Source organism: Pseudomonas sp. SZ40, assembly GCF_052958135.1.
Genome location: NZ_JBQWIF010000001.1, coordinates 34,655 through 60,407, shown reverse-complemented (window position 1 = coordinate 60,407; position 25,753 = coordinate 34,655). Strand labels below are relative to the sequence as shown.

The following is a 25,753-nucleotide window of genomic DNA, read 5'->3' as shown; positions in this document are numbered from 1 at the left end:
CGGAGAATTTGCAACCGTCAGTGTGCGGCCGCAGGATGACAGGCGAAACGCCTAGCGTTTCGCTTGCAGCAGCGCCCTGATGGCCTTGCGATCACGCTTGCCATCGCGCTTGCCGAGCAGTTCGAGAAAGGCGAAGGAATCGAGGCCATTGAGCGTGGTCTTCGGGCTGACGATCTTGCGCCGCGGATCGGCGCCGCCTTCGAGCAGCAGCTTCACCAGCTCCGGCTCGTCATAGAGGATCGCGCCATTGAGGGCGGAGAGGCCCATCTGATCGGGTTCGTCGACCGGGCAACCGGCCTGCAGCGCCTCTTTCATCTGCGCCAGCGCCATGTCCTTGCGCGCTGGCGACTCACCATAGGCGGCAGCCATCAGGGTCAGGGTCGGTGCCTGCATGCTCGCATTGCCAAGCACGCAACCACGCTCGTCCATCACCTGCAGGCCATGATCGTCCTGGGCATCTTCGGCATGGGCAAGGCTGGTCAGTAGGCACAGCACAAGAACTTTAGACCGCATAACGTTTCTCCAACGTGCTGTAACCCATGCCAACCCCCTTGCTGACCTTGAGCTGCACGGCGACCCGCTCCTTGAGCGCCTCGACGTGGCTGATCACACCGATCATCTTGCCGCTGGCGTTGAGGTTGTCCAATGCATCGAGGGCGACCTCCAGTGTTTCCCCGTCCAGGGTACCGAAGCCTTCATCGAGAAACAGCGAGTCGATGCGCGTCTTGTGGCTGACCAGATCGGACAGCGCCAGAGCCAGGGCCAGGCTGACCAGAAAACTTTCGCCGCCGGACAAGGTGCGCGTGTCCCTGGCCACATCGCCCTGCCAGGTATCGATCACCTCCAGTTCCAGCTCACCCAGCGACTTGCGCGCCAACTGGTAACGACCATGCAGGCGCTGCAGTTGACCATTGGCCAGGTGCACCAGATGGCCGAGGGTCAGCCCCTGGGCGAAACGCCGGTACTTGGCGCCGTCGGCCGAGCCGATCAGGCTGTTGAGCTGTTGCCAGCTATCGTACTCGCGGCGCTGTGCCTCGATGGCCTCGAACAGCGCCTGCTGATTGAGACGGCGCTGGGCGTCGCCCTGCAACTGCCCGCGAATTTCGCCCTGGCGCTGGCCCAGCTGCTTCAAGGCCGCCTGCAAGGCCTGCAGCTGTTCGTCCAGATGCTCGGCACTGTGCTCGGTCTGTGGGTCCGTATGCAGCGTGCTCAACTGTGCTTGAGCCGAGGCATGCAGCGCTCGGGCTTCGGTCTGGGCTTTCTCCAGGCGCTGCCTGAGCGCCAGCAACTGCTCGCGCTGGCTCTCGTCGAGCAGGGCTTCCAGGAACTCGCCTTCATCGCCGAACGGGCTGCCCTCCAGTGCCGCCTGCCAATGAGCGGCAGCGCTCTGCTCGGCCTCGCTCAGACCGACCTGCCGCTGAGCGAAGCCCTCCAGCGTGACGCGCAGTTCCAGGCCGCGCTGCTCCGCACTCCGCCACCCCGCCTCGGCCGACTCGAGACGTGCAGCGGCCTGGTCCAGCAACCCGGTGACCAGCGGTTCACCGCCCGCCTCCTGCCAGCGTGCCTGCCACTGTTGTGCCTGTTTATCCGCATCGGCGACCTGGTGCTGCAAGCCTGGTTGCTGCTGTGCCAGCACCTGACGCCGCTGCTGCGCCTCCTGCCAGCGCCCGGCGTCGGCCTTGCGATCGGCCAGCCAGGCCGCTCCGTCAGCGGGTAGTGAATGACCGAAGGCGGCCAGTTGTGCCGTCAGTTCGGCCTCGACCTGGCCGTGGTGCTCTCGCTGTGCGTCGAGCTGCTCGCTCAACGCCTGCGCCGCCGCCTGGGCGAGATCGCGGTCGCGCTCGATGGCGCTCAGTTGCTGCTGGGCCGCCAGATGTTTCTGGGTGCTGATGCCGGCATCCTGGCGGGTGCGTTCGAGTTCCTGCTTGAGGCCATCGAGCTGCTTGAGGGTCGCGTCGACCTCGACGCGTTCGGCGATCTGCCGGGTTTGCGCGGCGGCGAGTGCTGGCTCGTCATCGGGCAGTGGGTCGAGCACCTCGCCCTGACGCTGCCAGGCAGCGACCAGCGCATCGAGCTGGCGCTGCAGTTCCTGCTCCTGCTCCCTGCTCTGCGCCACCTGGGCCTGCAGCGCGGCAAGCTGATTGCCGAGATCCTGCCCCTGCTCGGTCAGTGCCTCGAGCGTCTGCCGCGCCTCATCGCGCTCACGCTGGGTCGCCGATACGTCCAGTGCCTGATAGGCGGCGATGGCCGGGTGCTCGGTGGAACCACACAACGGGCAGGCCTCGCCCGCCTGAAGTTGGCTGCGATAGGCCTCCAGCGCCTGAATGCGCTGCTCCTGCTCGAGGAGCTTGTCCTGATCGGTCAGCCGCTGCTTGACCTCCCGATAGCGCTCGCGCAATGCCGAACGCCGCCCCTCGCGCTCGGCCAGATCGTGCTGCTGTCGGGCAAGACCGGCCGCAACGCGCTGCTGTTGCTGCCCGAGCTGGCTACGTCGCTCAGCCAGTTGCCCCAGTTGCTCCAGTGCGCTGCCGCGGGCGTGCACCTGCTGCCAGTGATTGCGCCAGTCGGTTTCGCTGCGCCCGGCCAGGGCCTTCTGCCAGCGCGCTTCCACCTCGGCGACACGCTGTTCGGCATTGGCCTTGGTCTGGGCGGCAGCCTGCACCGATTGGGCAAGCCCGCTGAGGCTGAGCTGAAACTGCTGCAACTGATCGTCGCCAGCCCGCCGCCTGGCCTGTAACGTGGCCATGGCCTGCTGCGCCTGATCGCGTGCGTCGAAGGCATGCTGCCAGCCGCTGAGCTGGGTGCTCAATCGTTCATGGTCGGCAGAGGCCTGCAACTGCACATCGAGGGCGCGGCACTCATCGTCCAGGCGCTGCAAGGCCCCGTGCCTTTCCAGGGCGATCGCAGCGCTGGCCCGCGCTGCCAGCTCGAGACTCGCCTGCAGACGTTCACCGACTGCGGCAAGCTCCTGACGATGCGCTCGTTGTTGATCTTCACTGGTCGCCAATGCCCTGGCAGCCTCGCGCCTGGCCTGATACGCAGGCTGTAGCCGCTGCGCGGGCTCGCTCTTGTGCAGGCGCGTGAGTTCGCTGGCCGCCTCGTGCTCGGCCTGGCTGGCGGCCTCGACCTGAATGGCCGCCGCCGTGACCTGCGCCTCGGCGCGCGCCAGATCGGTCAGCCACTGCCGCTGTCGGCCGGCTTCGGCGAACGCGCTCTGCGTTTCGCCTTCCTCTACCGCCAGTTGCGCCGCCTCGTCACCAAGGGCCTGGCGCTGCTCGTCACCAAGCAGCTCGACGCCCTCGGCACGGGCGCGCAACTGATCGAGATGGGTCTTCACGTCGCGGGTCTGCTCGAACACCCGCTGGGAAATCAGCCCGTAGATGTCGGTACCGGTCAGCTCTTCCAGCAACTCGGCGCGCTGGTTGGCGGAGGCCTCCAGAAAAGCGGCGAAACCGCCCTGGGCCAGCAGCATCGATTTGGTGAAACGGCCAAAATCCAGGCCGGTCAGGCGCTCCACTTCGCGGGGTTTCTCACTGAGCTTGTCGGTGATGATCTCGCCATCCAGCCGTGCCAGCTCGGCCTTGGCGCCCTGCAACGCGCCGTCGGACTTGTCCCGCGCGCGCCGCTGGCTCCAGAACGCGCGATAGCCCTGCCCCTTGACCTCGAACTCGACCTCGGCCAGGCACTCGGCCGTGTGCCGGGTCATCAGCTCGTTTTCGCCGCCGACCCGCTCCATGCGCGGCGTGCGGTGGTACAGCGCCAGGCAGATGGCATCGAGCAGGGTGGTCTTGCCCGCACCGGTCGGCCCGGTGATGGCGAACAGGCCATTGCTGGCGAAGGGCTCGGCGGTGAAATCGATCTTCCACTCGCCCTTGAGCGAGTTGAGGTTCTTCAGACGCAGGCTGAGAATTTTCATGAACGGGGGGCTGGGCTCGGGTCACGGCAGAACGGCTATTGTGGCACCGTTGCCGCAGGGGTGCAGCCAGCCCCTAGCTCTGCGACCTTTCACGCTTCATCTGCATGACCAGTGTGAAGCGGTCAGCCGGGTGCACGGTTTCCGAGACCACCACCAGTTCGCCCTGCTCGTCGCGGTAATGGCGGACGATCTTCAGCCCCGGCGCACCGACTTCGGCATTCAGGCTGCTCGCCAGCTCGGCATCGAGCAGCACGGCCTTGACCTGCTGATCGACGATCTCGATATGCCGCCCATAGCGCTTTTCGATCAGTGCGGAGATCAGTTCGTCCGGGTGCTCACGGGCCAGTTCGATGGCCGCCTCGTAGCACTGCTCGGCGTACACGTCGGTCCAGCACAGCGGAGCATGGGCGTGCCCCTCCTCGATGCGGATGCTCGATACGCAGAAGTAGCGGCCGCCTGGCTGCAGGCCGAGGCGCTTGGCTTCGGCGATATCGGCGACGAAATGATTGACGCGCTGGATGCTGCGGATCTGGGTTTCCGCCAGGTGCACCAGGTCCGCGACCGACGCCAGCGATTGCGAGTAACCGCCGCTGGGCGAAGCCGATTCGACCCGGGTGCCGACGCGCTTGCGACGCGATACCAGCCCCTGGTTGAGCAGTTGGGTGATGGCTGCTCGCACCGTGTGCCGGCTGACCCCGTAGATCTCGCACAGCTCCAGTTCCGTGGGCAGCAGGGACCCCACCGGGTAACGCCCGTTGACGATGCTTTCCGTCAGATCCCTTGCCACGACCGCATAAAGCGCCTGATTCACCGTTCACCTGCTCCCGATCCGTTGCGGTTGACAGTGTATCAGCGCAGGCGTATTTATTATGTCCGTACATATAAGTTATGTCCGATCAATAATAACAGCCAGGATCCTTTCCCATGTCCACCACCGTCTTCGACTCCGCCCTGTTCCGCGACATGTTCGGCACCGCCGAAATGCGCAACGTGTTTTCCGACAAAGCGCTGATCGAGCGCTATATCGAGGTGGAGGTCGCACTCGCCCGCGCCGAAGCCCGCTGCGGCGTGATTCCTGCCGAGGCCGCCGAGGTGATTGCCGCCAAGGCTAGCTACGCATCCCTCGACCTGGCATTGATGCAGCACGAAACGGAAATCGTCGGCTACCCGATCCTGCCGCTGGTCGAGCAATTGTCGAAGACCTGTGGTGACGCCGGTCGTTACGTGCACTGGGGCGCCACCACCCAGGACATCATGGACACCGCCGTGGTCCTGCAGGTGCGCGCCGCCCTGGCCATCGTCGAGCGTGACATCCAGGCCGTACGGGGTCTGCTCGCCGACCTGGCGCAGCGCTACCGCGACACGCCGATGGCAGGCCGTACCCACCTGCAACACGCCCTGCCGATCACCTTCGGCTACAAGTGCGCGGTATGGCTGAGCATGTTCGACCGCCATGCCGAGCGCCTGGTGGAACTGCGCCCGCGGGTCGAGATCGGCCAGTTCGCCGGTGCTGCCGGCACCCTCGCGTCGCTGGGCGACAAGGGCCTGGAGGTGCAGGAAGCGCTGATGGCGGAACTCGGCCTGGGCGTGCCACAGGCCACCTGGCACGTCGCCCGCGACGGCCTGGCCGAGACCCTCAACTTCCTCGGACTGGTGACCGGCTCGCTGGGCAAGGTGGCCCTGGACGTCATGATGATGATGACCAGCGAGCTGGGCGAGGCCTACGAACCCTTCGTCAAGGGCCGTGGCGCCAGCAGCACCATGCCGCAGAAGCGCAACCCGATTTCCTGTGAGCTGATGTACGCCGCCGCCAAGGGCGTGCGCCAGCAGGCCGGGCTGATGCTCGATGCGATGATCCAGGACTTCGAGCGCTCCACCGGCCCCTGGCAGGCGGAGTGGATCGCCATTCCCGAAGCCTTCGCCCTCAGCGCGGCCTCACTGGGCCAGGCCAAGTTCATGCTCGCCGGGCTGGACGTGCGCACCGAGCGCATGCGTCAGAACCTGGACATGACCCGCGGCCTGATCGTCGCCGAGGCGGTGATGATGGGCCTCGCTCCGGAGCTCGGTCGTCAGGTCGCCCATGACGTGGTCTACGCCGCCTGCCGTGTGGCCAACGACGAGAACGTCAGCCTGCTCGACGCCCTGCTGCGCGATCCCGAAGTCGCCGACCACCTGCCCCGCGCCGAACTGCAACGCCTGACCGATCCCGCCAACTACCTCGGCCTGGCCGGGCCCATGGTCGACCGCGCCCTGCAGCGCCAGGGGCGCGTCGCCCGCTGATCGCCGCTCCGGGCCTGGCGACGGGCCCAAACCTCTCAAGACCATAAAGACAACAATTGAGAATTCCGACATGTCATCCACAGCCAAAAAACCGTTTTATCGCGACCTGACCTTCCAGGTCATCGCGGCCATGGTGCTCGGTATCGCCTTCGGCTTCATCGCCCCCGAGCTCGCGGCCAAGTTCAAGATCCTCGGCGACATCTTCCTCAAGCTGATCAAGACCGCCGTGGCGCCGCTGGTGTTCTTCACCGTGGTACACGGCATCGCCTCGGCGGGCGACATCAAGCGCGTCGGCAAAGTGGGCATACGCGCGCTGATCTACTTCGAGGTGGTGTCCACACTGGCATTGGCCATCGGCCTGCTCTGGGGCAACCTGATCGAGATCGGCTCCGGCATGCACGATGCCCACCCCAGCGGTGCCACCTCGGCGGCTGCCGCAGCGGCGGTCGCCAAGGGTCACGCCCCGCAATCGACCATTGACTTCATCTACGGCATCTTCCCCGACAACTTCGTCGGCGCCTTCGCCGGTGGCCAGTTGCTGCAGGTGCTGGTGATCTCGGTACTGTTCGGCTTCGCCCTGCTGGCGCTCAAGGCCGAGAAACGCGAAGTGATCGAGGACGGCCTGAACCGCGTTTCCGAATGCTTCTTCGAGTTCATCAACCTGATCATGAAACTGGCCCCGCTGGGCGCCTTCGGCTCGGTGGCCTACGCGGTAGGCAGCAATGGCACCGCGGTGCTGATGTCGCTGGCCAACCTGGTGCTGATGTTCTACGCAGCGGTGTTCTTCTTCATTTTCGTGGTGCTGGGAACCATCTGCCGACTCTCCGGCTTCAGCCTGTGGCGCTTCCTCAAGTACATCAAGGACGAGATCTTCATCGTCATCGGCACCGCCTCCTCGGAAAGTGCCCTGCCACGCCTGCTGCAGAAACTCGAGAAGTTCGGCTGTTCCAAGCAGAGCGTCGGCCTGGTGCTGCCCACCGGCTATGCCTTCAACCTGGACGGCACGTCGATTTACATGTCGCTGTGCGTGCTGTTCATCGCCAATGCCTATGGCGTACCGCTGAGCTGGGAGCAGCAACTGGGGATTCTCGCCATCATGCTGGTGACCTCGAAAGGCGCCGCAGCGGTTTCCGGTGGCAGCTTCGTGGTGTTCGCGGCCACGGTGACGGCGATCGGCTCGCTACCGGTCGAAGGCCTGGCGCTGCTGTTCGGCGTGTACCGCTTCATGTCGATGGCCATCGCCACCTGCAACACCATCGGCAATAGCGTCGCCACCGTGGTGGTGTCGAAGTGGTCGGGTGAGTTCTCCGAGCAGGAGGCCAGAGAGGAATACCAGCGCGTGCTGGGCCGCAGCCCGCAGGCAGCGCTCTGATAGCCGCTCGCTGAAACCCGGCGTTCCCAAGGCCCCGGCCATGCGCTTCATGCGCGTAGCCGGGGCTTTTCGTTTGAACGGAGCGGCGCTGACGTGCGTCGTAACAAATACGTCCGGCTACCCGCGCAAGGCGCGGGTAACGTGTGAGATCCGTCCTTAAGGAGAGAGATTCGCCATGGTCCGTCCCGTCCACCACCTGCTCGGTGGTATCGCACTCAGTCTCGCCACCCTCAGCGCCCAGGCTGCAGACGCCCTGCCCCAGGCGCAATGGCCGTTCACCGCCGAACCCCGGGCCACCCTCGACGAGCCCTGGGCCATGACCTTCCTGCCCGACGGCACCTTGCTGGTCACCGAAAAGCGCGGCGCACTCAAGCATGTCGACCCGAAGAGCGGCGCTACCCACGACATCGCCGGTGTGCCGGAAGTCGCCTACGGCGGCCAGGGTGGCTTCGGCGACGTGATCCTGCATCCGGACTTCGCCACTAACGGCTGGGTCTACATCAGCTATGCCGAAGCCGGTGATGGCGATACCCGGGGCGCAGCAGTGGCCCGCGCCAAGCTGCAGCTCAACGACGACGGCAGTGGCGCACTCACCGAACTGAGCGTGATCTGGCAGCAGACGCCGAAAGTCAGCGGCGCCGGCCACTATGGTCATCGACTGGCCTTCGGCCCGGACGGCAAGCTGTGGATCACCTCAAGCGAGCGGCAGAAATTCACGCCGGCCCAGGACATGCAGGCCAATCTGGGCAAGCTCGTGCGCCTGAACGATGACGGTAGCGTGCCTGGCGACAACCCGTTCGCCGACCAGGGCGGCGTCGCTGCCCAGGTCTGGTCGCTGGGCCATCGCAACATGCTCGGCATCGCCTTCGACGCTCAGGACAAGCTGTGGGTGCACGAAATGGGCCCGGCTGGCGGCGACGAACTGAACCTGATCGTGCGTGGCGAAAACTACGGCTATCCGGAAGTTTCCAACGGCGATCACTACGGCGGCAAATCGATCCCGGATCACGACACCCGCCCCGAATTCGAAGCGCCGAAGATCACCTGGAACCCGGTCATTTCCCCGGCGGGTTTCGTCATCTATCAGGGCGAGCGCTTTCCGGGCTGGGACGGCGCAGGGCTGATCGGCGGGCTGTCCTCGCAGGCACTGGTGCGTGTCGCCTTCGACGGCGACAACGCCCGCGAGGCCGAGCGTTACGACATGGGCGCACGCATCCGCGAAGTGCAGGAAGGCCCGGATGGCAGCATCTGGCTGCTGGAAGATGGCAGCGGCGGTCGCCTGCTGGAGCTGCAGCCCAAGTAGCTGGCCGGCGATACCTGGCCCAGGGGATCGCCTCGCTCGACGCCACACTGAACACGGCGTGCCCCCATGAAAGAACCGCAGCCTGGCTGCGGTTTTTTCATGCCTGGCAACAATCGCCAGGAAGCACGTCGAACCAGCGGCTGGCTGCACCCTGCCCCACCACTGCTGCTGCCGCTGATGGACACCTTGCGCAGCCACTATCCACTTAGTGCGGATAACCGCAAAACGGATAGTCCCCTCGCAGTAAATGGATAGATAGCCGGGGGCACCGGCGCTTCAATCGAGCCGAGCCTGATCACTCGAAAGGAGCCCCCCGATGAGCAACATGAGAACCGTGACCCAATGGCAGCGCTTCATTGAGGGCTGCCTGGATTTTCGCCCCGTGGAAGGTGTTTATCGCATCGCCCGGGACATGTTCACCGAGCCGGAACTGTTCGACCTGGAGATGGAGCTGATCTTCGAGAAGAACTGGATCTACGCCTGCCACGAAAGCGAAATACCCAACAAGCACGACTTCGTGACCATCCGTGCCGGTCGCCAGCCACTGATCATCACCCGTGATGGCGAGGGCCGACTCAACGCGCTGATCAATGCCTGTCAGCACCGCGGCACCACCCTGACCCGAGTGAGCAAGGGCAATCAGTCGACCTTCACCTGCCCGTTCCATGCCTGGTGCTACAAGAGCGACGGGCGCCTGGTGAAGGTGAAAGCACCTGGCGAGTACCCGCAAGACTTCGACAAAGCCACCCGTGGCCTGAAGAAGGCGCGTATCGACAGCTACAAGGGCTTCGTCTTCGTCAGCCTCGACACCAGCGGCAGCGACAGCCTGGAGGACTACCTCAACGATGCTCGGGTGTTCTTCGACATGATGGTCGCCCAGTCGCCCACCGGTGAACTGGAAGTGCTGCCGGGCAAGTCGGCCTACACCTACGATGGCAACTGGAAACTGCAGAACGAGAACGGTCTGGACGGTTATCACGTCAGTACCGTGCACTACAACTACGTGGCTACCGTGCAGCACCGCCAGCAGGTCAACGCGGAGAAAGGCACCGCCGCCAGTGCCACCCTCGACTACAGCAAGCTGGGTGCCGGTGACGCGCAGACCGACGATGGCTGGTTCTCGTTCCACAACGGCCACAGCCTGCTGTTCAGCGACATGCCCAACCCCGCCGTGCGCCCCGGCTACGCCAGCATCATGCCGCGCCTGGTGGAGGAGTACGGGCAGAGCAAGGCCGAGTGGATGATGCACCGCCTGCGCAACCTGAACATCTACCCGAGCATGTTCTTCCTCGATCAGATCAGCTCGCAGCTGCGCATCATTCGTCCGATTGCCTGGAACAAGACCGAGATCAACAGCTTCTGCCTTGGCGTGAAGGGCGAATCCGACGCTGATCGCGAAAACCGCATCCGTCAGTTCGAAGACTTCTTCAACGTCTCGGGCATGGGTACGCCGGACGATCTGGTGGAGTTTCGCGAGGCCCAGCGAGGCTTCCAGGCACGCCTGGAGCGCTGGAGCGATATCTCCCGCGGGCACGGCAAATGGGTGGACGGTGCGACCCCCAACAGCGAGGCCATCGGCATCGCGCCGGTACTTACCGGTACCGAATTCACCCATGAAGGGTTGTACGTCAACCAGCACGCCAACTGGCAACGCTTCCTGCTCGACGGCCTGGCGCGCAAGGCCGCCGACGAAGCAGCACTGAAACTGCACGAGGTCTGAGCCATGAATGCCGAACTGCAATACCGCATCGAGCAATTCTTCTACCGCATGGCCGAGCTGTGCGATGCACAGGACTGGGATGCCTACCTGGATCTGTTCAGCGAGGACAGCGAGTTCCATCTGCCGCAGTGGGAGTCGGAACACGTCTACACCCGCGATCCGAAGAAAGGCATGTCGCTGATCTATTACCCCAACCGCGGCGGCCTGGAAGATCGGGTGTTCCGCATCCGCACCGGCAAGGCGGCGTCGACCATTCCCATGCCGCGCACGCTGCACCAGATCAGCAACCTGCGTATCGCCCCGCTGGCCGACGACGCGCTGGAGGTGCGGGTCAACTGGCTGACGCTGTACTACCGCATGGGCAGCGCCGAGCAGTTCTTCGGCCATGCCAACTACCGGCTGCGCCCGGCCGGCGACAGCTGGAAGATCGCGCGCAAGCACGTGGTGCTGCTCAACGACACCATCAATTCAGTGCTCGACTTCTACCACCTCTGATTCAGCGGATTATCGATCATGACGTACAAGGTCGCCTTCAGTTTCGCGGACGGCAAGACGCTGTTCTGCCCGGTGCAGGGCAACGAGATCCTGCTCGACGCCGCATTGCGCGCAGGCATCAAGATCCCCCTGGATTGCCGGGAAGGTGTGTGCGCCACCTGCCAGGGTCGCTGTGAATCGGGTCAATACACCCAGGACTACGTCGATGACGAAGCACTGTCGGCAACCGATCTGCAACAGCGCAAGGTACTCACCTGCCAGACCCGCGTGCAGTCCGACGCGGCGTTCTACTTCGACTTCGATTCCAGCCTCTGCCATGCCGAGGGGCCGCGCCACATACAGGGCGTGATCAGCGCTGTGGAGCAGGTGTCCGACAGCACCGCGGTGTTGCACGTGGACGCCAGCCAGCATCGCCAGCAGCTGGACTTCCTGCCTGGCCAGTACGCACGGCTGCGCGTGCCGGGCACCGAGCAGTGGCGCTCCTACTCGTTCGCCAACCGCCCCGGCATGGCCAATCAGTTGCAGTTCCTCGTGCGTCTGCTGCCACAGGGGGTGATGAGCGACTTCATGCGCGAGCGCTGCCAGCCCGGCCAGGTGCTCGAGTTCGAAGCGCCCCTGGGCAGTTTCTACCTGCGCCAGGTGGCCCGGCCCCTGTTCCTGGTCGCAGGCGGCACGGGGCTTTCGGCGTTCCTCGGCATGCTCGATGAAATGACCGAACGCGGCAGCGCCGGCCAGCCGGTCACGCTGTTCTACGGGGTGAATCAGGAAGCCGACCTGTGCCAGATCGAACGCCTGCAGGGCTTTTCCGATCAGCTGCCAGGCTTCGACCTCAATCTTGTCGTATCGCGGCCGTCAGCGGGCTGGACCGGCAAATCCGGCTGGATCCCCGAGCACTTCGAGCGCTCCGTCCTCGCCGCGCAGCCTTTCGACATGTACGTATGCGGGCCACCTCCCATGGTCGAAGCGATCAAGACCTGGTTGCATGATCACGGCATCGACAACGGCAACCTGTACTACGAGAAATTCGTGGAAAGCAATTCGAGCCGCTGACCCGAGGGTCTGTTGACGTTTCAGCACGACCGCGCCGGAGCCAGTTTTAGCGCGAGGCAAGGCACGAGGTGCGAAGTTTGGCTGGCCAAATGAGCCACCGAGAAACGCAGCATCGCGCTAAAAATGGCCCGGCCCTTCGGGTGGGGCCGCCTAGGTTGCGCGGGAAATCTCGCCAGGCGTCGTTGGAGGACTTGAAAAGGGAATGCCATTCTCTGCGTCCTCCGCCTAACCTAGCGAAATTTCTCGCAGCAACGCGGCTTGCGCTGAAACGTCAACAGACCCTGGGCACGCCGGATGCCCTTGCATCCGGCGGCCAGATGGGTCACCGGTCGAACCGCTCCGCCAGGTTACGCAGCGCTTCGATCTGCTGGCCGATTTGCGCACTGACCTTGTGGCCGTCCTGGGCCTTGGCCGCACTCTGATGGCACAGCTCGGCAATCTGCACCACCTGGCGATTCAGACCATCTGCCACCTGCCCCTGCTCTTCCATGGCGCTGGCGATCTGCACGTTCATGTCGGATATCTGCTCGAGCGCCTGCTTGACTCCATGAAAGCTTGCCTGCACCGAGGTAACCGCTTCGGTGGTCTGGGTCGCCAGCGCCTGCCCCTCGCGGGTCAGTTGCACGGTCTGCTCGGTGGTCTGGTTGAAACGCAGGAGCAACGGCTGGATCCTGCCAGTCGCCTGCTGCGTGCGCGTGGCCAGTTGCCGTACCTCGTCGGCCACCACGCTGAACCCACGTCCGGCATCTCCGGCGCGGGCCGCCTCGATGGCGGCGTTGAGGGCCAGCAGATTGGTTTGCCCGGCGATCGCGCTGATGATGTCGGTGATCTCGCCAATCGCCCGGGTGGCCGCTGCCAGTTCGCCGGATGCGCAAGCGATCTCCTCCACCGACGCATTCAGGCGCTGCATCGCCGACAGGCTCTGCTCGGCCAGGCCCTGGCCCTGATTCGACAGGCTCACCGCTTGCTGGGTGGCCCCCAGGCTTTCGTGCAGGCTGCGCGAAACTTCCTGAATGGTCGCGGTCATCTGGCTCAAGGCGACCACCGACTGATCCGTCTCGTTACGCTGGTGTTCGAGGCGCTGTGCCTCTTGCTGGATCAGATGGGTCAGAGCGCCGGTGTGCGCATCGAGGAGCTGGCCGCTCATGCCGATGCGCGACAACGCGGTCTGCAGACGCGCTTCGCCGGTGATCAGGGCCATGTTGATCAGCGCGGCATTGCCACCCTGGGTGCTGTACAGCTCGGCCAGTAGCGGATCGCTGAAGGCCTTGGGGTGCTCAGCCAGTACGCTGCGCAGCGCATGATCCTGCCGCCGGCGCTGCCATATCCCGGTGGCGATCACGGCAACCGCCAGCGCTGCGCCCTGAAATACCGGCGAGGGCAGAAACGAGGTGCAGGCGGCCAGGCCGATGCCGACACCGGCGGCCGGCCAATGGGCCTGGCACTGTCGAGCGATGCGCAGGCGCCAGGTCAGTGGTGTGCCGTGGCGCCGCCAGTGGTCGAACAGCTGCTGCCCACGCTCGATTTGGTCGACGGTGGTCGGCAAATACACGGCGCCATAGCCCTGCACACCATCGCGCCCGTAGGCGGGTTTCACGTAGAGGTTGTGCCACACGCGACTACCATCGCGGGCGCGGTTGCAGATCAGGCCCATCCACGGAGATCCCTGCCTCAGGGTCAGCCAGAGGCTATCGAAGACCTGGGCGGGAACCCATTCATGACGCAGCACTGTGATCGGCTGCTCACGCAATTCCTCGGGGCGATAACCATGGCTGTCGGCGAACGACTCGGAGCAATGGGTGATACGCCCATTGAGATCGGTACGGCAGATCAGCGCAGAGACACAAGAGAGGTCGTTCATCGGTCGGCACTCGTGTTGCAGCGATAAAAAAACGCCCCCCCATGGAGGGAGGGCGCAAACCAAGTGCTGTGGAGCAGCGGTCAGGGCTCAGAAGTGATGGACGTAGCGCACCTGTACGCGGCTGCCATCGGGACGGTTCTCCACCTCCTGTTCGAAGTAGGCGTTGACGAACAGGTGATCGTCCTGGGAGAAGCTGTACATGGCTCCCGGCCCGATGGCCCAGACCTTTTCCCGGCGACCGGAAACGTCGTGGCCGTCGACCTCGGTATCGGTGAACTGCTTGAGCCAGTAGCCGTTGATGCCCAGACGCAGCTTGTCGGTGAGCGCATACTCGGTGGCCAGATTGGCGTGCAGTGCCTGTCCGGCCTGTATGTCGCTGGCGTCACCGAAACCTCGGGTGGGGTCGTCGTTCTTGCCGTTGTAGAGATAATGCGCGCGGATCGACGCCGTCCACTTTGGAGTGAACCAGTAGGTTGCGGCCCAGTACGGGTTGAACGACCAGGCGTTATTGCCCGGATTGATGTCGCGATCGCTGTCGTACTCACCGGTGGGCAGATTGACCTGCAGTTCGATGCGGTGCACGAAACGCGGGCCCTCGGGGCCCATGATCGGATCGAACTGAATGAACGGCCCGATCAGCAGGTCGCCCATGCCGGTCTGCCCTCTGAGCGCGGCGTTGTCCAGGCCATCGTCGACCTTCATCCGCGTCACCAGCGGCAATACCGCATTGAGCCCCAGGCGGGCGTTGCCCAGACGCAGATCGGACAGGTAGCTCAACTGGGTCACCGCGACCTGATAATCGAGATCCTGACGGGGCAGGCCGATGTCATCGCCATCCTTGTCACGCAGGCGGCTGGCACTGTAGTTCTGAAAATACTCCTGCAGATACCAGCCAGGGCCAGCCGGCAGCCCACCATCGAGAAAACTGGTCAGCCCCAGGTTGACCACGGGCAGGTCATAGGCCTGCGCGCCCTGAGCGACGAGCAAACCGGCACCGCACACACACATCAGTCGTTTCTTCATGCTGCTTCTCCCCATTGGCAAGGCTTGCGGCAGAACGTTCATTGAGTGAGGCCAGGGTGCGCGGCGGCGATCCGGTACTGGCCTGCGTGGAAGACCAGCGGTTCTGTGCCGCCGTATCGGTACTGCTCGATTTCACCGATGAAGATCAGGTGATCACCGCCGTCGTACTGGGTGACGTTACGGCACACCAGCACCGCGACCACGTCATCGAGTACCGGCGGCCCAGCCTTGCTCAGGGCGTGGGCGACCCCGGCGAACTTGTCCGCCGCCGGCCGGGCGAACTGCCCCGACAGCCCATGCTGATGGGCACCCAGCACATTGATCGCGAAGTGGCTGGCGGCCTGGAAGTCGTCCAGGCTCGGCGCAGTCAGGGCCAGGCTCCAGAGCACCAGCGCCGGGGTCAGCGAGACCGAGGAAAAGGAGTTGGCGGTCATGCCCAGCTTGCGGCCGTCGGCGGTGCACGCGGTGATCACCGTCACACCGGTGGCGAACTGGCCCAGCAGGTTGCGCAACTCACGAACATCGCGGCCTTCGGCATCCTGCAGGTCGGCGCATGGGGCGGTCAGATCATTCATGGTCATCTCCCCTCGGGTCAGGCGGCCTGCTGGCTCATTTTCTGGATGAAGGTCCGGCACTGCTCGGCATCGAACCACCAGGGTGCGAACTGGCGCGGGTCGTCGAAGGCATTGGTGATGGCAGCGGCGAGCGGCGGTATCTGGCTGGCGGCACCGAGCAGTTCGAGCAAATGAGCCGGTGGTGGTGTGAGCATGCTGTTGGTCCAGGACACCACGTGGCGGGCGTAGCTCCAGTACTGCTCGAAGGTCTGCTCCATCCACAGGCGATTGAAGGGCTGGTCACCCTGAGCGAGGATCGCCTGCAAGTAGACCTTGCTGCACTTGGCGGCATTGTTGGAACCCTGGCCAGTGATCGGGTCGTTGACCACCAGAGCGTCGGCCATGCCGAACACTTCCCGGCCTGACGGCAGGGTCATCACCGGACGACGCACCATGGGCGTGAAGCGGCCCGAGAGGAAACCGTTGTCGTCGGTCAGCGTCAGGTTCTGGCAACGCTCCGCCTCCCACGGCAGGTACTGACGGACGATTTCCAGACTCTTGCGCAGATGCTCTTCGGGGGTCTTGATGTTCTGCCAGCAGTCCATCGGACCACCGGGAATGCCTTCGAACACCATGATTTCGCAGGGCCCGCTGGTGGTCAGCGACGGGAACACGAAGTACTCGCCCACCCCGGGGATCAGGTTGAAGGCAACGCGCGAGAAAGGCGAAACCGGAGTCATGCCCTTCACATAGGTGAGCGCCAGGGCACGCTGCGGTGTGCTGAACTGGGTGCGCTCGGTGTCCCTGGCGAACAGGTTGACGATCTCGCCCTTGCCAGCGGCGAGCAGCACCAGGTCATGGCTGGCGGCCAGTTCCTCGAGCTCGGCCAGGCCGACGTCCTTGATCACCAGCTCACCGCCACGCTTGACGAAGGTGTCCATCCAGACCGGCATCTTCACGCGCTGGTCGACCGACTGGGCGTAGCGCTCCAGGCGCGCACTCCAGTTGAACAGCTTCTCGCCAGGCTGCTGCGGATCCGGCACGCACAGGCCGATGCCCTCGACCGCCGGGCATTCGTTTTCCCAGAAGTTGATGCCGAGATCGCGCTCGGTCTGCAGGGCGGTGTTGAACATGCACTGGCTGGACATGACCTTGCCATTGCGAATTTCTTCACCGGTGCGGTTGGTGGTCAGGGTGACCTGATACCCCTTGGCCAGCAGGCCCAGGGCGAGTTGCAAACCGGCCTGGCCGGCTCCGACGATAGCGATGCGACGCATGATGGTTTTCCTGGTGGCGGGTTGAGCCGGCACAGTCGTACCGGGCGTTGTGGTGAGGTTCAGAAGGCGGGCGAGGAGCTTGTTCATCGAGGTACCTCACTCGGCCAAGCGAGAGATGGCGGGCAGGTTCTGCTCGGGGCCCATGGTCGAATAGCCGCCGTCCACCGCGTAGTCGGCGCCGGTCACGAAGCTGGCCGCCGGCGAGCAGAGAAAAGCGACGACATTGGCCACTTCAGCGGGCTCGCCGAGGCGCCCGAGCAGGTGATAGGCCGCAGCGACGCGGTCAGCCTTGGCGCGATCGCCACCGCTGACCTCCGCGATGACCCGCGACCAGGTCCAGCCAGGCGATACCGAGTTGACGCGGATGCCATCCGGGGCGAGATCCATGGCCATGCTGCGCGTGAGCTGCCTGATCGCGGCCTTGGAGACCGGGTACAGCCAGCGTCCGGTCTGTGCGCAGCCTGCGGAAATCGACGTGAAGTTGACGACGGCTCCGCCGCGCGCCTTGAGGTCGCCATGCACGGCCTGAGTCAGGGTCACGGTCGACACCAGGTTCACGTCCAGAGCACGCAACCAGTCTTCACGGGTCGAGGCGAAGCCGTCGTCCTGATAGGTGCAGGCCAGGTTGATCAGCAGATCGATCGGCCCCAGGCTCTGCCGGATAGCGCTCAGTGCCTCGTCTACCTGAGCGGGCTCGGTGATATCCACAGCCCAGAAACGCGCGCCCGCCCCCAACTGGCTGGCGACCCGATCGCCACCCTGGGCATCGATATCCAGCAGGGCGACACGCGCACCACAGGCGATCAGGCCGCGTGCCACGGCCATGCCGATCAGCGTCGCGCCACCACTGATCAGGGCGACCTTGCCCCGCAGCGCCTGGTCATTGAGAAATGCAGACATGGGATCTCCTCAGGCGCTCTTGGCGGCGCTGCTGGCCCAGCTGGGCATCAGGGTGTTGGAAGGCAGGCTCTCGTCGAGCAGCTTGGCGGCGGTCTCCTGCCCGGCGACGGGCAAACCGTTCGGGCTGAGCAGGCCGATCTGTACCAGCACGCTGGCCTGGTCCCAGTAGATGTGCTCGTGGCAGAGCTTGGGGCCACGGAACTTGACCACTCCGAGCATGGGAATCCGCACCTGCCGCCCGGTCGGCGCGACGCCGGGCAGCATCCAGTCGATCTCGCTGTCGTGGGTGAAGGTCATGATGAATTCATCGACGATCTGGGTAGCGCCAACGGTGCGCGAGATCGGCGTAAGGGCCATGTCCCTGGGGTTGCCATGCACGAAATGGTGTTGATAGAAGCGGCTGAGCTGGGCGTAGCCGACACCACCGGTCATGGTCGGGATATGGTTGACGTAGGGCTCGGCAACCATGGTCGCCATGGTCGCCGGCACATCACGGGTATCGAACTCGTGGCGGATATGCTCCTCCCACAAAGTCGACAGGTCATAGTCAGGGCCGATGCTGCGGCGCAGGGCGGCTACCGTCCGCTCGTGGGCCATCAGCGCTGCCGGCTTGTCGAAATGATGCCCATTGGGGCGGGCGAAGGCATGGTCGACACCGGGATACAGGTAGGTTTCCACTCCCGGCGTGGCGCGGCCAGCGGCGAAGATCGCCGCCCGCGCTTCGGCAGGACAGAAGGCATCCAGCTCGGCGGCATGCAGCACCAGCCGACGACCGTTCAGGCCAGCCAGCTCATCCAGCGCCGCTTCGATGCCGACGCCGTAGTAACCGACCGCACAGGCCACTTCGCAGAGCCGACAGGCTGCCAGGTAGGCGAGCTTGCCACCCAGGCAATAGCCGACCACGCCTTGCGGGCCCGGGGTGCAGACCGGCAACGCCCGTAGCGCGGCGAGGCTGGCCTGGATATCCACCACGCCGAGGTCTTCGTCAAAGGCCTGGTACAGGGCCAGGCCGCGGGCGAAGTCTTCCTCGGTATAACCCAGTTCGACGTTCGCTTCCTGGCGCCAGTAGAGATCCGGCACCAGCACGCTATAGCCCTCCTCCGCCAGGAAGTCGGCCACTTCGCGCATGGCCTGGTTGACGCCGAAAATCTCCTGACAGAGCACGACACCGGGCCCCTGCCCGCCGATTGCCGTGGCCAGGTAGGCCTGGAACGCTCCGCCGCCATTGGCGGCGACGCTGACATAGCGACCTTTCATGTGTGTCTCCAACGTCCAGTGAGGTTGGAAACGATGGTGCGACTCCCCGACGCCAGGCCACTATCCGCCTAGCGCAAGGTCTGTCCGTGACACGCGGAAAGTTTCCAGCCCCTGGCGCGAAGCCGCGATGGGCGGAGCTCAGGGTCTGTTGACGTTTCAGCACGACCGCGCAGGATCCAGTTTTTGCGCTAGGCAAGGCACGAGGTGCGAAGTTTGGCTGGCCAAATGAGCCACCGAGTAACGCCGCATCGCGCAAAAACTGGCCCGGCCCTGCGGGTTGCGCGGGAAATCTCGCCATGCGTCGCTGCAGGACTTGAAAGGGAGCGCCATTCCCTGCGTCCTCCGCCTCGCGGATCGCCGCCCGGACTGGCGAGATTTCTCGCAGCAACGCGGCTTGCGCTGAAACGTCAACAGACCCTTAAGCTGGCTCAGGTATTGCTTTGGCAACACCAGGCACGAAAAAACGTGCCGTTAAGAAACAGCAGAGGTGCCGCAGTATCCACGCACTGCAGCGACTATCCGGATCGTGCAAGAGACCGGTAACGCAATGGCACACACTGCCTTGAAATCGTGCACGCGGGTGAGGTGTTCATGAATACGGAGTTCAATTCGGAGGGGGGAACGCGCTTCCTGCGCACCCCTCTGTTCTCGGTACACAATCGTCTGTTCCTGCTCAACGACCGCGACAGCATTCGTGACCAGGTCGGCGGCGTGTTCAAACCCCACGATCTGAGCCTGGTCGAGCCGGGCCAGAACGTCAGTGCCTCGATGCACCATGTCAGCCTTGGGCGTCTGTCTCTGAGCCGTCTGGAGTACGGGGCTGCAGTGCGCATCGATCCCGGCAGCCTGGATACGTTCTTCCTGATCCAGATCCCCCTTCAGGGCAGCGCCGAGATCAATTGCGACGGCCGTAAATTCACCTCGTCGCCGCGTTGCGCCTCGTTCATTTCCCCTGATACACCGGTATCGATGCACTGGGCTGCAGATGCCCCGCAGTTGGCGGTGCGCCTGGATCGCGAAGACGTCGAAAGCCACTGCGCCCAACACCTTGGCCGGCGCCTGGAAACCCCGCTGCGCTTCGAGCCGGCCTTCGATCTGGACAAGCCGGGCGCCAGCTATTTCCTCCAGCTGCTGTCCACCCTGACCGATGCCCTGACCTGCGCCGACCACCCGATCCATCAGCCCATGGTGCTCAAGCAGTTCGAGGCGACCCTGATCAATGCCCTGATCTACGGGCAGCCGAACAGCATGCAGCGCATGGTCGGTGCCCTGTCCAGCGAACGCAGGATCTCGCCCTACTTCGTCAAACGCAGTGAGGAGTACATTCTCGATCACGCCCATGAAACGCTGACCGTCGAACAGTTGGCCGATCAGGCTGGCGTCAGCGTACGCACGCTGTTTTCGGGATTCCGGGAGTTCCGCGGCACCAGCCCAATGGCCTTCCTGCGCGAAGTCCGCATGCAACGCGTCCATGAATCCCTGCGGCATGAAGAGAGCGAATCGGTAACCGACATCGCCCTGAAATGGGGCTTCACTCACCTTGGTCGGTTTTCTCAGGAGTACCGCAAGCGCTACGGCGAGCTTCCGTCCGCCACCTTGCGCTATCGGCGTTAGCGGCTGGCTTCCCCTGCATTCACGGAGCAGCCAGCGCAGGACGATGGGCGTCAGGCTCGATCAGTAGACGAACGTCAGCAGCACGTTGAACGCCAGGGCGGCGACGAAGCCGATGGGCGCGGCCTTGAACAGCAACTGCGGGAACAGCGTGGCACGGCTCTGCTCCGAGGTGCAGGAGCCGAGGATCAGGCTGCCGCCGGAAGCGAATGGCGAGATCGACGTGGCCTGGGCGCCCACCACGATGGCGATGAAGATCACCATCGGCTCGATACCCATGGCCGAGGCGATCGGCAGCACGATGGGAAACAGCGCCGGCGTCACCACGCCCAGGGTACTGGCGAAGATCGACATGATCGCAGCGATGATGCCGAATGCCACGGGCACCAGCAGCGGAGGGATGGTACTGCCGATCCACGAGGCGAGGATGTCGATGGTGCCCGCCTTGATCGCCACCGAGATCAGCATGCCCACGCCGCAGATCATGATCAGCGTGCTCCACGGTACCGAGGCCATGGCCTTGCGCTCGTCACCCAATTTCAACAGCAGGGCGATGACCGAGAAGATGCTGGCGATCAGGCCGATATCCATCTTCGAGTTGATGAAGGCAATCGTCTGGTTATCCGGCATCGCGATATTGGCGATAGGGGCTGCCAGCACGATGGCCATCATCGCCAGGGTCAGCCAGAGGGTGATGCGCTGTTCGCGATTGAGTGGGGTCGGCGCTGTCGCGACGAAGGTGGACGCTTTCATCGCCTGGCCATTTTTCGACAGGAACACGAAGGCGCTGATCACCACAATCGGAATGATCAAGGTGCTGACGAAGATGCCGAAGGCGTTGATGAAGGCATCACTTTCGGAAAGCCCGGCGTTGGTCATCAGGCCACGGAAAATGATGCCGCTCTGGCTGGAGACGAAGTTGGCACCACTCAGCGCGCCATAGTTCACCGCCATGCCGCCGATGATCAGGCTCATGCCGGTGCGCTCGCACAGCAGCAGGGTGATCGGCGCCATGAAAGCCAGCACCGTGTAGTAACCCGCGCCCATCGCGGCGATCACCCCGGCGGTGGCGAACACCGCGAACGGCATCAGTTGCGGCACCGCGCGGCAGGTATAGATCAGGTGTTCGGCCAGCTTCTCAAGGGTGCCGTTGACCGTTGCGAAGCTGTAGAACAGGCACACCGAGAAGATGATGAAGAAGATCTTCAGCGGCCACATGCCGATGATGTCGGACGGGCTCAGGCCCATGCCGAAACAGCCGATCAGGTAGGAAAAGGCAATGGCGAACAGACCGATATTGATCTTGGTCTTGTAGCCGAGAGCCACGGCGATAATGATCGCCGCGACAACGAGCAGGCTCATCATGATGGAAGCTTCCAGATTGTTGTTCGAGGTTGATCAGCGGGGGGTGAAGCCGAAGAGCCTGGCGGGGTTATCCACCAGCACCCGATTGCGCTCGGCTGCATCCGGCAACAGCGCTTCGATCAACGTGAACTGCTCGGCGTAGTCTGTCCGATCTTCGAACTGGGTGTTGGGCCAATCGCTGCCCCACAGGAAACGCTCGATACCGCCTGCCGCCCCACGCACCTGCGCCAGCGCGGCAGCCGCCTGGGTTTGATCGGACCGGCTGCGGTAAGCAGCCGACAGTTTCAGCCACACGCGCGAATCGCCCAGCAGATTCAAAAAAGCCTGATGACCGGGCTTGTGCGGGTCGATGCCGCCAGTCGGCAGACCGAAATGGTCGATCACCAGGTTCACGCCCGTGGCGACGATGGCCGGCACGACCTGCGCGAGGTCATCGATGCCACGCTGGATTTCCACCTGCCAGCCACGGCGGGCCAGGCGCCCGAACAATGCCGCCCACTCGGGGCCCGTGTAATCCTCCAGCGCCTTGCCGATCAGGTTCAGGCGGATGCCCACCACAGCGGATGCGGCGAGCTCGTCCAGTTGCGCTTCGCTGATGGACGCGTCGACCACGGCCACACCGCGCAGACGCTGCGGGTAGCGGCGCAGGGCCTCGACCATGAAGCTGTTGTCGGTGCCGAGAAAGCTCGGCTGGATCAGCACGCCATGGGACAGGCCATGGCGGTCCAGGTGCTCGAGATACTGTTCGACCAGCGCGTCGTAATCGGGGCTGTAACGACGGTTGGCGACCATCGGCAGATCCTTGCGGAAGATATGCGCATGGGTGTCGATGCCGGTGATGGCAGGGCTGGGAGTACTCATGAAGGAAATACCTGATCGATTGTTGTAGAGGCCGGCATCGGGCGCTGACCGTTCTTGTCACGACATCCAGTCATATATATGAATAGTTGACCATATATCTGTGTCGGACATTCTGTCAATCGACCCGCCGGTGGTAGAGTGGCGCCAGCCTGTGGCAACCGGACAACGACACGCTATGAATGCCTCGACCCTCGGATACGACGAACGCCTGCCGCTGTACCAGCGGCTGCGCGAGGAAATGCTCGCCAAGATCGCTGCCGGAGAGTGGTCACCCGGCGCGCCCATTCCCACCGAGGCGGAACTGACCAAGCTCTATGGCGTGGCCATCGGCACGGTTCGCAAGGCGGTGGATACACTGGTCAGCGAAGGGCTGCTGCTGCGCAGCCAGGGCCGTGGCACCTTCGTGCGTCGGCCGAATTTCGATGCGTCGCTGGCGCGCTTCTTTCGCCAGGTCAATGCCAGCGGCGGCCGGGAGATTCCCAGCAGCCAGATCCTTTCCAAGGAACTGCAGAAGCCCTCCAAGGAGGTTGCCAAGGCACTCGCCCTGAAAAACGGCGAGCAGGTGCTGCGCATGGAACGCCTGCGCGTGATCGAAGACCGCACCCTGTTCCATGAGGAAATCTGGCTGCCCGCCTCGCGCTTCATCGTGCTGCTGGACATCGACTCGAACACCTTCGGCGACCTGCTCTACCCTTTCTACGAGAAGCAATGCGGCCAGTGCATCGCCTCGGCCCGGGAAACCCTCACCGTCGGCTCGGCCAGCGCAGAGATCGCCCATACGCTGTCCATCGGCCAGGGAGAGCCCATCGTGGTGATCGAACGCACCGCCCTGGGCTACGACCGCAGCCCACTGGAGTACCGCCTCTCGCGCGCCGCGGCAGCCAACTTCCGTTATCAGATCGATATCTGCTGAATACCCGCGGGGCCCTGCATAGGCAGGACGGTCGCCAACCGTTCGTCGCCCCGTAACGCCCCGCCAACGACCGCCTGCCAGGGCCTGATCAGCGCGATAGCTGCGCGGCAAAAGCGCCAATTTCCACCCCATCAAGCACTTGCCAGGGTTGCCAACGGAGCCTCTGGCATGGGGGCCTGAGACGTTTCAGAGAGAAAAATCCTGCCCGGCCACTATTTAGATTTACGCGGTGCTGCCGAAGTGCTATCAGGTGCTGAAAGAAAGGGCGCGCTGCAGACGCGTCACTTACAACAAAAACACATCAGGAATGCCCCCATGAACAGCTTACGTCGCTTGCCGATAAACCGTCGTCTGTGGCTTATCATGGTGCTGCCGATCCTGATGCTGGTGCTGCTCGGCGCCTACATGCTCAACCAGATCAGCATTGGCCTCTACGCCGGCAAGTCGGAAAAGACTCAGCACGTGGTACAGAGTGCCGTCGGCCTGCTGAAGTACTACCAGGGCCTGGAAGCCAGCGGCAGCCTGAGCCGCGAGCAGGCGCAGAAGCAGGCGATGGAGGTGATTCGCGGCTTGCGCTACGGCGGCCAGGAGTACTTCTGGATCAACGATCAGACGCCGACCATGATCATGCACCCGACCAACCCCAAGCTCGAAGGGCAGAACCTCTCCGGGCTCAAGGACCCGGACGGCAAGGCGCTGTTCAACGAGATGGTCGCCATCACCCGCAGCCAGGGCGCAGGCGCGGTCAACTATCGCTGGCCCAAGCCTGGCAGCAGCGAGCCGGTACCGAAGATTTCCTACGTCGAGCTGTTCCAGCCCTGGGGCTGGATCATCGGTTCCGGCGTCTATGTCGATGACGTGCAGGCCGAATTCAAATCCCAGGCCCTGCGCGCCCTGGCCATTGGCGTGCCCGCGACCCTGCTGCTGATCGTTCTGGTGGTGATGATTTCGCGCAGCATCGCCCTGCCCCTGCAGCAGGCTGTCACGGCGATGGCCAATATCGCCAGTGGTGAAGGCGACCTGACCCACACCCTCGACGATCAGGGCCGCGACGAACTGGCTACCCTGGCCGGGCACTTCAACGCCTTCACCGGCAAGATGCGCCAGGTGATCCGACAATTGCTCGACTCCGCCGCCTCACTGGACCAGGCCGCGCGCTCGCTGGGTGACATTTCCAGCGCCGCCCAGCAGCACAGCCAGCAACAGGCCCAGCAGATGGAGCTGGTCGCCACCGCGGTCAACGAAGTGACCTACGGCGTACAGGACGTGGCCAAGAACGCCGAGCATGCTTCGAGCGAAGTGCACACCGCAGAGGAGCAGGCCAAGCAAGGCCAGCGCAATATCGACGCCAGCCTGGAGCAGATCGACCAGTTGTCCGGCACCATCGACAAGGCGGTGACGGTGATCCAGTCACTGGCCACGGAAAGCACGCAGATCGGCGGCGTGCTGGAAGTCATCCGCTCGATCGCCGAGCAGACCAACCTGCTGGCGCTCAACGCGGCCATCGAAGCGGCGCGGGCCGGCGAACAGGGCCGCGGGTTCGCCGTGGTCGCCGACGAGGTTCGCCTGTTGGCCCAACGCACGCAGAAATCCACCGCGGAAATCCAGGGCATGATCGAACGCCTGCAAGGCAACTCCGAGGCCGCGGTGAAAGCCATCAGCGACAGCAGCCGGGCCTCGCAACTGACGGTCGGCCAGGCCAGCCAGGCCGGTGAAAGTCTGGCGCAGATCGCGCAATCGCTGCGCAACCTGACCGGGCTCAATGCCTCCATCGCCAGTGCCACCCTGCAGCAGTCCCACGTGGTCGACGACATCAACCAGAACGTCACCCACACCGCCGGGCTGGCCCACAGCGCTGCCGAGTCCGCCGAGCAATCGAGTGCCGCCAGCCAGCACCTCAAGCAGTTGGCCGAGCAGCTCAGTCGTCTGCTGGGGCAATTCCGCGTCTGACAGGACCTGGATGTTCGTACCTGCGTTCGGCCCGGCGAAGGGCCG

The 25,753-nt window shown here is 64.1% G+C and carries 20 protein-coding genes and 1 pseudogene; 10 read left to right on the top strand and 11 right to left on the bottom strand.

What is annotated here, in order from left to right; translation table 11 throughout:
• Window positions 1–51: 51 nt before the first annotated feature.
• The 3 genes from ACT9T4_RS00285 to ACT9T4_RS00275 form a co-directional block, all read right to left on the bottom strand.
• Entirely contained in the window at window positions 52–513 is a 462-nt protein-coding gene (locus tag ACT9T4_RS00285) for a hypothetical protein (protein WP_499115008.1), read from the bottom strand.
• Complete coding sequence (locus tag ACT9T4_RS00280) at window positions 503–3,916, bottom strand: AAA family ATPase (RefSeq protein WP_499115007.1); 3,414 nt, start codon at window positions 3,914–3,916, stop codon at window positions 503–505. The genes ACT9T4_RS00285 and ACT9T4_RS00280 overlap by 11 nt, the downstream gene beginning before the upstream one ends.
• A 73-nt stretch (window positions 3,917–3,989) precedes the next feature.
• Window positions 3,990–4,727 carry a GntR family transcriptional regulator gene (locus ACT9T4_RS00275; RefSeq protein WP_179538915.1) on the bottom strand — a complete coding sequence of 246 codons (738 nt, stop codon included), beginning with the start codon at window positions 4,725–4,727 and terminating at the stop codon, window positions 3,990–3,992.
• A 113-nt stretch (window positions 4,728–4,840) separates the two neighbouring features.
• Here ACT9T4_RS00275 and ACT9T4_RS00270 point away from each other — a divergent pair, with 113 nt between their 5' ends.
• The 6 genes from ACT9T4_RS00270 to antC all read left to right on the top strand — a co-directional run bounded on the left by ACT9T4_RS00270 (window position 4,841) and on the right by antC (window position 12,136).
• Entirely contained in the window at window positions 4,841–6,196 is a 1,356-nt protein-coding gene (locus ACT9T4_RS00270) for a class-II fumarase/aspartase family protein (RefSeq protein WP_179538916.1), read from the top strand.
• 70 nt (window positions 6,197–6,266) lie between these two features.
• Window positions 6,267–7,568 (top strand): C4-dicarboxylate transporter DctA, encoded by a 1,302-nt coding sequence (gene dctA, locus ACT9T4_RS00265; RefSeq protein WP_179538917.1) that lies wholly within the window; start codon window positions 6,267–6,269, stop codon window positions 7,566–7,568.
• Window positions 7,569–7,743: 175 nt separating this feature from the next.
• Entirely contained in the window at window positions 7,744–8,871 is a 1,128-nt protein-coding gene (locus tag ACT9T4_RS00260) for a PQQ-dependent sugar dehydrogenase (protein WP_179538918.1), read from the top strand.
• 316 nt (window positions 8,872–9,187) lie between these two features.
• Window positions 9,188–10,591: an anthranilate 1,2-dioxygenase large subunit gene (gene antA, locus ACT9T4_RS00255; protein WP_179538919.1), complete on the top strand. Its 1,404-nt coding sequence runs from the start codon at window positions 9,188–9,190 to the stop codon at window positions 10,589–10,591.
• Window positions 10,592–10,594: 3 nt separating this feature from the next.
• Complete coding sequence (antB, locus tag ACT9T4_RS00250; RefSeq protein ID WP_179538920.1) at window positions 10,595–11,086, top strand: anthranilate 1,2-dioxygenase small subunit; 492 nt, start codon at window positions 10,595–10,597, stop codon at window positions 11,084–11,086.
• Window positions 11,087–11,104: 18 nt separating this feature from the next.
• Complete coding sequence (gene antC, locus ACT9T4_RS00245) at window positions 11,105–12,136, top strand: anthranilate 1,2-dioxygenase electron transfer component AntC (RefSeq protein ID WP_179538921.1); 1,032 nt, start codon at window positions 11,105–11,107, stop codon at window positions 12,134–12,136.
• Between the two features lie 322 nt (window positions 12,137–12,458).
• On the opposite strand, the gene ACT9T4_RS00240 is transcribed toward antC, so the two are convergent.
• The 6 genes from ACT9T4_RS00240 to ACT9T4_RS00215 form a co-directional block, all read right to left on the bottom strand.
• Window positions 12,459–13,997: a methyl-accepting chemotaxis protein gene (locus tag ACT9T4_RS00240; protein ID WP_179538922.1), complete on the bottom strand. Its 1,539-nt coding sequence runs from the start codon at window positions 13,995–13,997 to the stop codon at window positions 12,459–12,461.
• Window positions 13,998–14,084: 87 nt separating this feature from the next.
• Entirely contained in the window at window positions 14,085–15,020 is a 936-nt protein-coding gene (locus ACT9T4_RS00235; protein ID WP_499115006.1) for a SphA family protein, read from the bottom strand.
• A gap of 38 nt (window positions 15,021–15,058) precedes the next feature.
• Complete coding sequence (locus tag ACT9T4_RS00230; RefSeq protein WP_499115004.1) at window positions 15,059–15,595, bottom strand: flavin reductase family protein; 537 nt, start codon at window positions 15,593–15,595, stop codon at window positions 15,059–15,061.
• 17 nt (window positions 15,596–15,612) lie between these two features.
• Window positions 15,613–16,851, bottom strand: a complete 1,239-nt coding sequence (locus ACT9T4_RS00225; protein ID WP_179538925.1) for a styrene monooxygenase/indole monooxygenase family protein — start codon at window positions 16,849–16,851, stop codon at window positions 15,613–15,615.
• A gap of 96 nt (window positions 16,852–16,947) precedes the next feature.
• Window positions 16,948–17,751 carry an SDR family oxidoreductase gene (locus ACT9T4_RS00220; protein ID WP_499115003.1) on the bottom strand — a complete coding sequence of 268 codons (804 nt, stop codon included), beginning with the start codon at window positions 17,749–17,751 and terminating at the stop codon, window positions 16,948–16,950.
• Window positions 17,752–17,760: 9 nt separating this feature from the next.
• Complete coding sequence (locus ACT9T4_RS00215; protein WP_179538927.1) at window positions 17,761–19,008, bottom strand: dienelactone hydrolase family protein; 1,248 nt, start codon at window positions 19,006–19,008, stop codon at window positions 17,761–17,763.
• 591 nt (window positions 19,009–19,599) lie between these two features.
• Between ACT9T4_RS00215 and ACT9T4_RS00210 the strand changes: the two genes are divergently transcribed.
• Entirely contained in the window at window positions 19,600–20,622 is a 1,023-nt protein-coding gene (locus ACT9T4_RS00210) for an AraC family transcriptional regulator (protein ID WP_499115002.1), read from the top strand.
• A gap of 60 nt (window positions 20,623–20,682) precedes the next feature.
• On the opposite strand, the gene ACT9T4_RS00205 is transcribed toward ACT9T4_RS00210, so the two are convergent.
• Together ACT9T4_RS00205 and ACT9T4_RS00200 are read right to left on the bottom strand one after the other, a co-directional pair.
• Complete coding sequence (locus tag ACT9T4_RS00205) at window positions 20,683–21,984, bottom strand: SLC13 family permease (RefSeq protein WP_499115001.1); 1,302 nt, start codon at window positions 21,982–21,984, stop codon at window positions 20,683–20,685.
• Between the two features lie 33 nt (window positions 21,985–22,017).
• A complete protein-coding gene (locus ACT9T4_RS00200; protein ID WP_179538930.1) occupies window positions 22,018–22,845 on the bottom strand; it encodes an amidohydrolase family protein in 828 nt (275 codons plus the stop codon).
• A 175-nt stretch (window positions 22,846–23,020) separates the two neighbouring features.
• Between ACT9T4_RS00200 and ACT9T4_RS00195 the strand changes: the two genes are divergently transcribed.
• The 3 genes and pseudogenes from ACT9T4_RS00195 to ACT9T4_RS00185 all read left to right on the top strand — a co-directional run bounded on the left by ACT9T4_RS00195 (window position 23,021) and on the right by ACT9T4_RS00185 (window position 25,708).
• Complete coding sequence (locus ACT9T4_RS00195; protein ID WP_179538931.1) at window positions 23,021–23,758, top strand: GntR family transcriptional regulator; 738 nt, start codon at window positions 23,021–23,023, stop codon at window positions 23,756–23,758.
• 315 nt (window positions 23,759–24,073) lie between these two features.
• Window positions 24,074–24,850, top strand: a pseudogene (locus ACT9T4_RS00190) (cache domain-containing protein); the annotation flags it as partial.
• Window positions 24,851–24,856: 6 nt separating this feature from the next.
• Entirely contained in the window at window positions 24,857–25,708 is an 852-nt protein-coding gene (locus tag ACT9T4_RS00185) for a methyl-accepting chemotaxis protein (protein WP_413694629.1), read from the top strand.
• Window positions 25,709–25,753: the final 45 nt, after the last annotated feature.

What these genes read in the sequence shown, in the direction of transcription:
- ACT9T4_RS00285 (WP_499115008.1), bottom strand. Translation starts at nt 513, where the DNA reads ATGCGGTCTAAAGTTCTTGTGCTGTGCCTACTGACCAGCCTTGCCCAT.
- ACT9T4_RS00280 (WP_499115007.1), bottom strand. Translation starts at nt 3,916, where the DNA reads ATGAAAATTCTCAGCCTGCGTCTGAAGAACCTCAACTCGCTCAAGGGC.
- ACT9T4_RS00270 (WP_179538916.1), top strand. Translation starts at nt 4,841, where the DNA reads ATGTCCACCACCGTCTTCGACTCCGCCCTGTTCCGCGACATGTTCGGC.
- dctA (WP_179538917.1), top strand. Translation starts at nt 6,267, where the DNA reads ATGTCATCCACAGCCAAAAAACCGTTTTATCGCGACCTGACCTTCCAG.
- ACT9T4_RS00260 (WP_179538918.1), top strand. Translation starts at nt 7,744, where the DNA reads ATGGTCCGTCCCGTCCACCACCTGCTCGGTGGTATCGCACTCAGTCTC.
- antA (WP_179538919.1), top strand. Translation starts at nt 9,188, where the DNA reads ATGAGCAACATGAGAACCGTGACCCAATGGCAGCGCTTCATTGAGGGC.
- antB (WP_179538920.1), top strand. Translation starts at nt 10,595, where the DNA reads ATGAATGCCGAACTGCAATACCGCATCGAGCAATTCTTCTACCGCATG.
- antC (WP_179538921.1), top strand. Translation starts at nt 11,105, where the DNA reads ATGACGTACAAGGTCGCCTTCAGTTTCGCGGACGGCAAGACGCTGTTC.
- ACT9T4_RS00240 (WP_179538922.1), bottom strand. Translation starts at nt 13,997, where the DNA reads ATGAACGACCTCTCTTGTGTCTCTGCGCTGATCTGCCGTACCGATCTC.
- ACT9T4_RS00235 (WP_499115006.1), bottom strand. Translation starts at nt 15,020, where the DNA reads ATGAAGAAACGACTGATGTGTGTGTGCGGTGCCGGTTTGCTCGTCGCT.
- ACT9T4_RS00230 (WP_499115004.1), bottom strand. Translation starts at nt 15,595, where the DNA reads ATGAATGATCTGACCGCCCCATGCGCCGACCTGCAGGATGCCGAAGGC.
- ACT9T4_RS00225 (WP_179538925.1), bottom strand. Translation starts at nt 16,851, where the DNA reads ATGCGTCGCATCGCTATCGTCGGAGCCGGCCAGGCCGGTTTGCAACTC.
- ACT9T4_RS00220 (WP_499115003.1), bottom strand. Translation starts at nt 17,751, where the DNA reads ATGTCTGCATTTCTCAATGACCAGGCGCTGCGGGGCAAGGTCGCCCTG.
- ACT9T4_RS00215 (WP_179538927.1), bottom strand. Translation starts at nt 19,008, where the DNA reads ATGAAAGGTCGCTATGTCAGCGTCGCCGCCAATGGCGGCGGAGCGTTC.
- ACT9T4_RS00210 (WP_499115002.1), top strand. Translation starts at nt 19,600, where the DNA reads ATGAATACGGAGTTCAATTCGGAGGGGGGAACGCGCTTCCTGCGCACC.
- ACT9T4_RS00205 (WP_499115001.1), bottom strand. Translation starts at nt 21,984, where the DNA reads ATGATGAGCCTGCTCGTTGTCGCGGCGATCATTATCGCCGTGGCTCTC.
- ACT9T4_RS00200 (WP_179538930.1), bottom strand. Translation starts at nt 22,845, where the DNA reads ATGAGTACTCCCAGCCCTGCCATCACCGGCATCGACACCCATGCGCAT.
- ACT9T4_RS00195 (WP_179538931.1), top strand. Translation starts at nt 23,021, where the DNA reads ATGAATGCCTCGACCCTCGGATACGACGAACGCCTGCCGCTGTACCAG.
- ACT9T4_RS00185 (WP_413694629.1), top strand. Translation starts at nt 24,857, where the DNA reads ATGCGCCAGGTGATCCGACAATTGCTCGACTCCGCCGCCTCACTGGAC.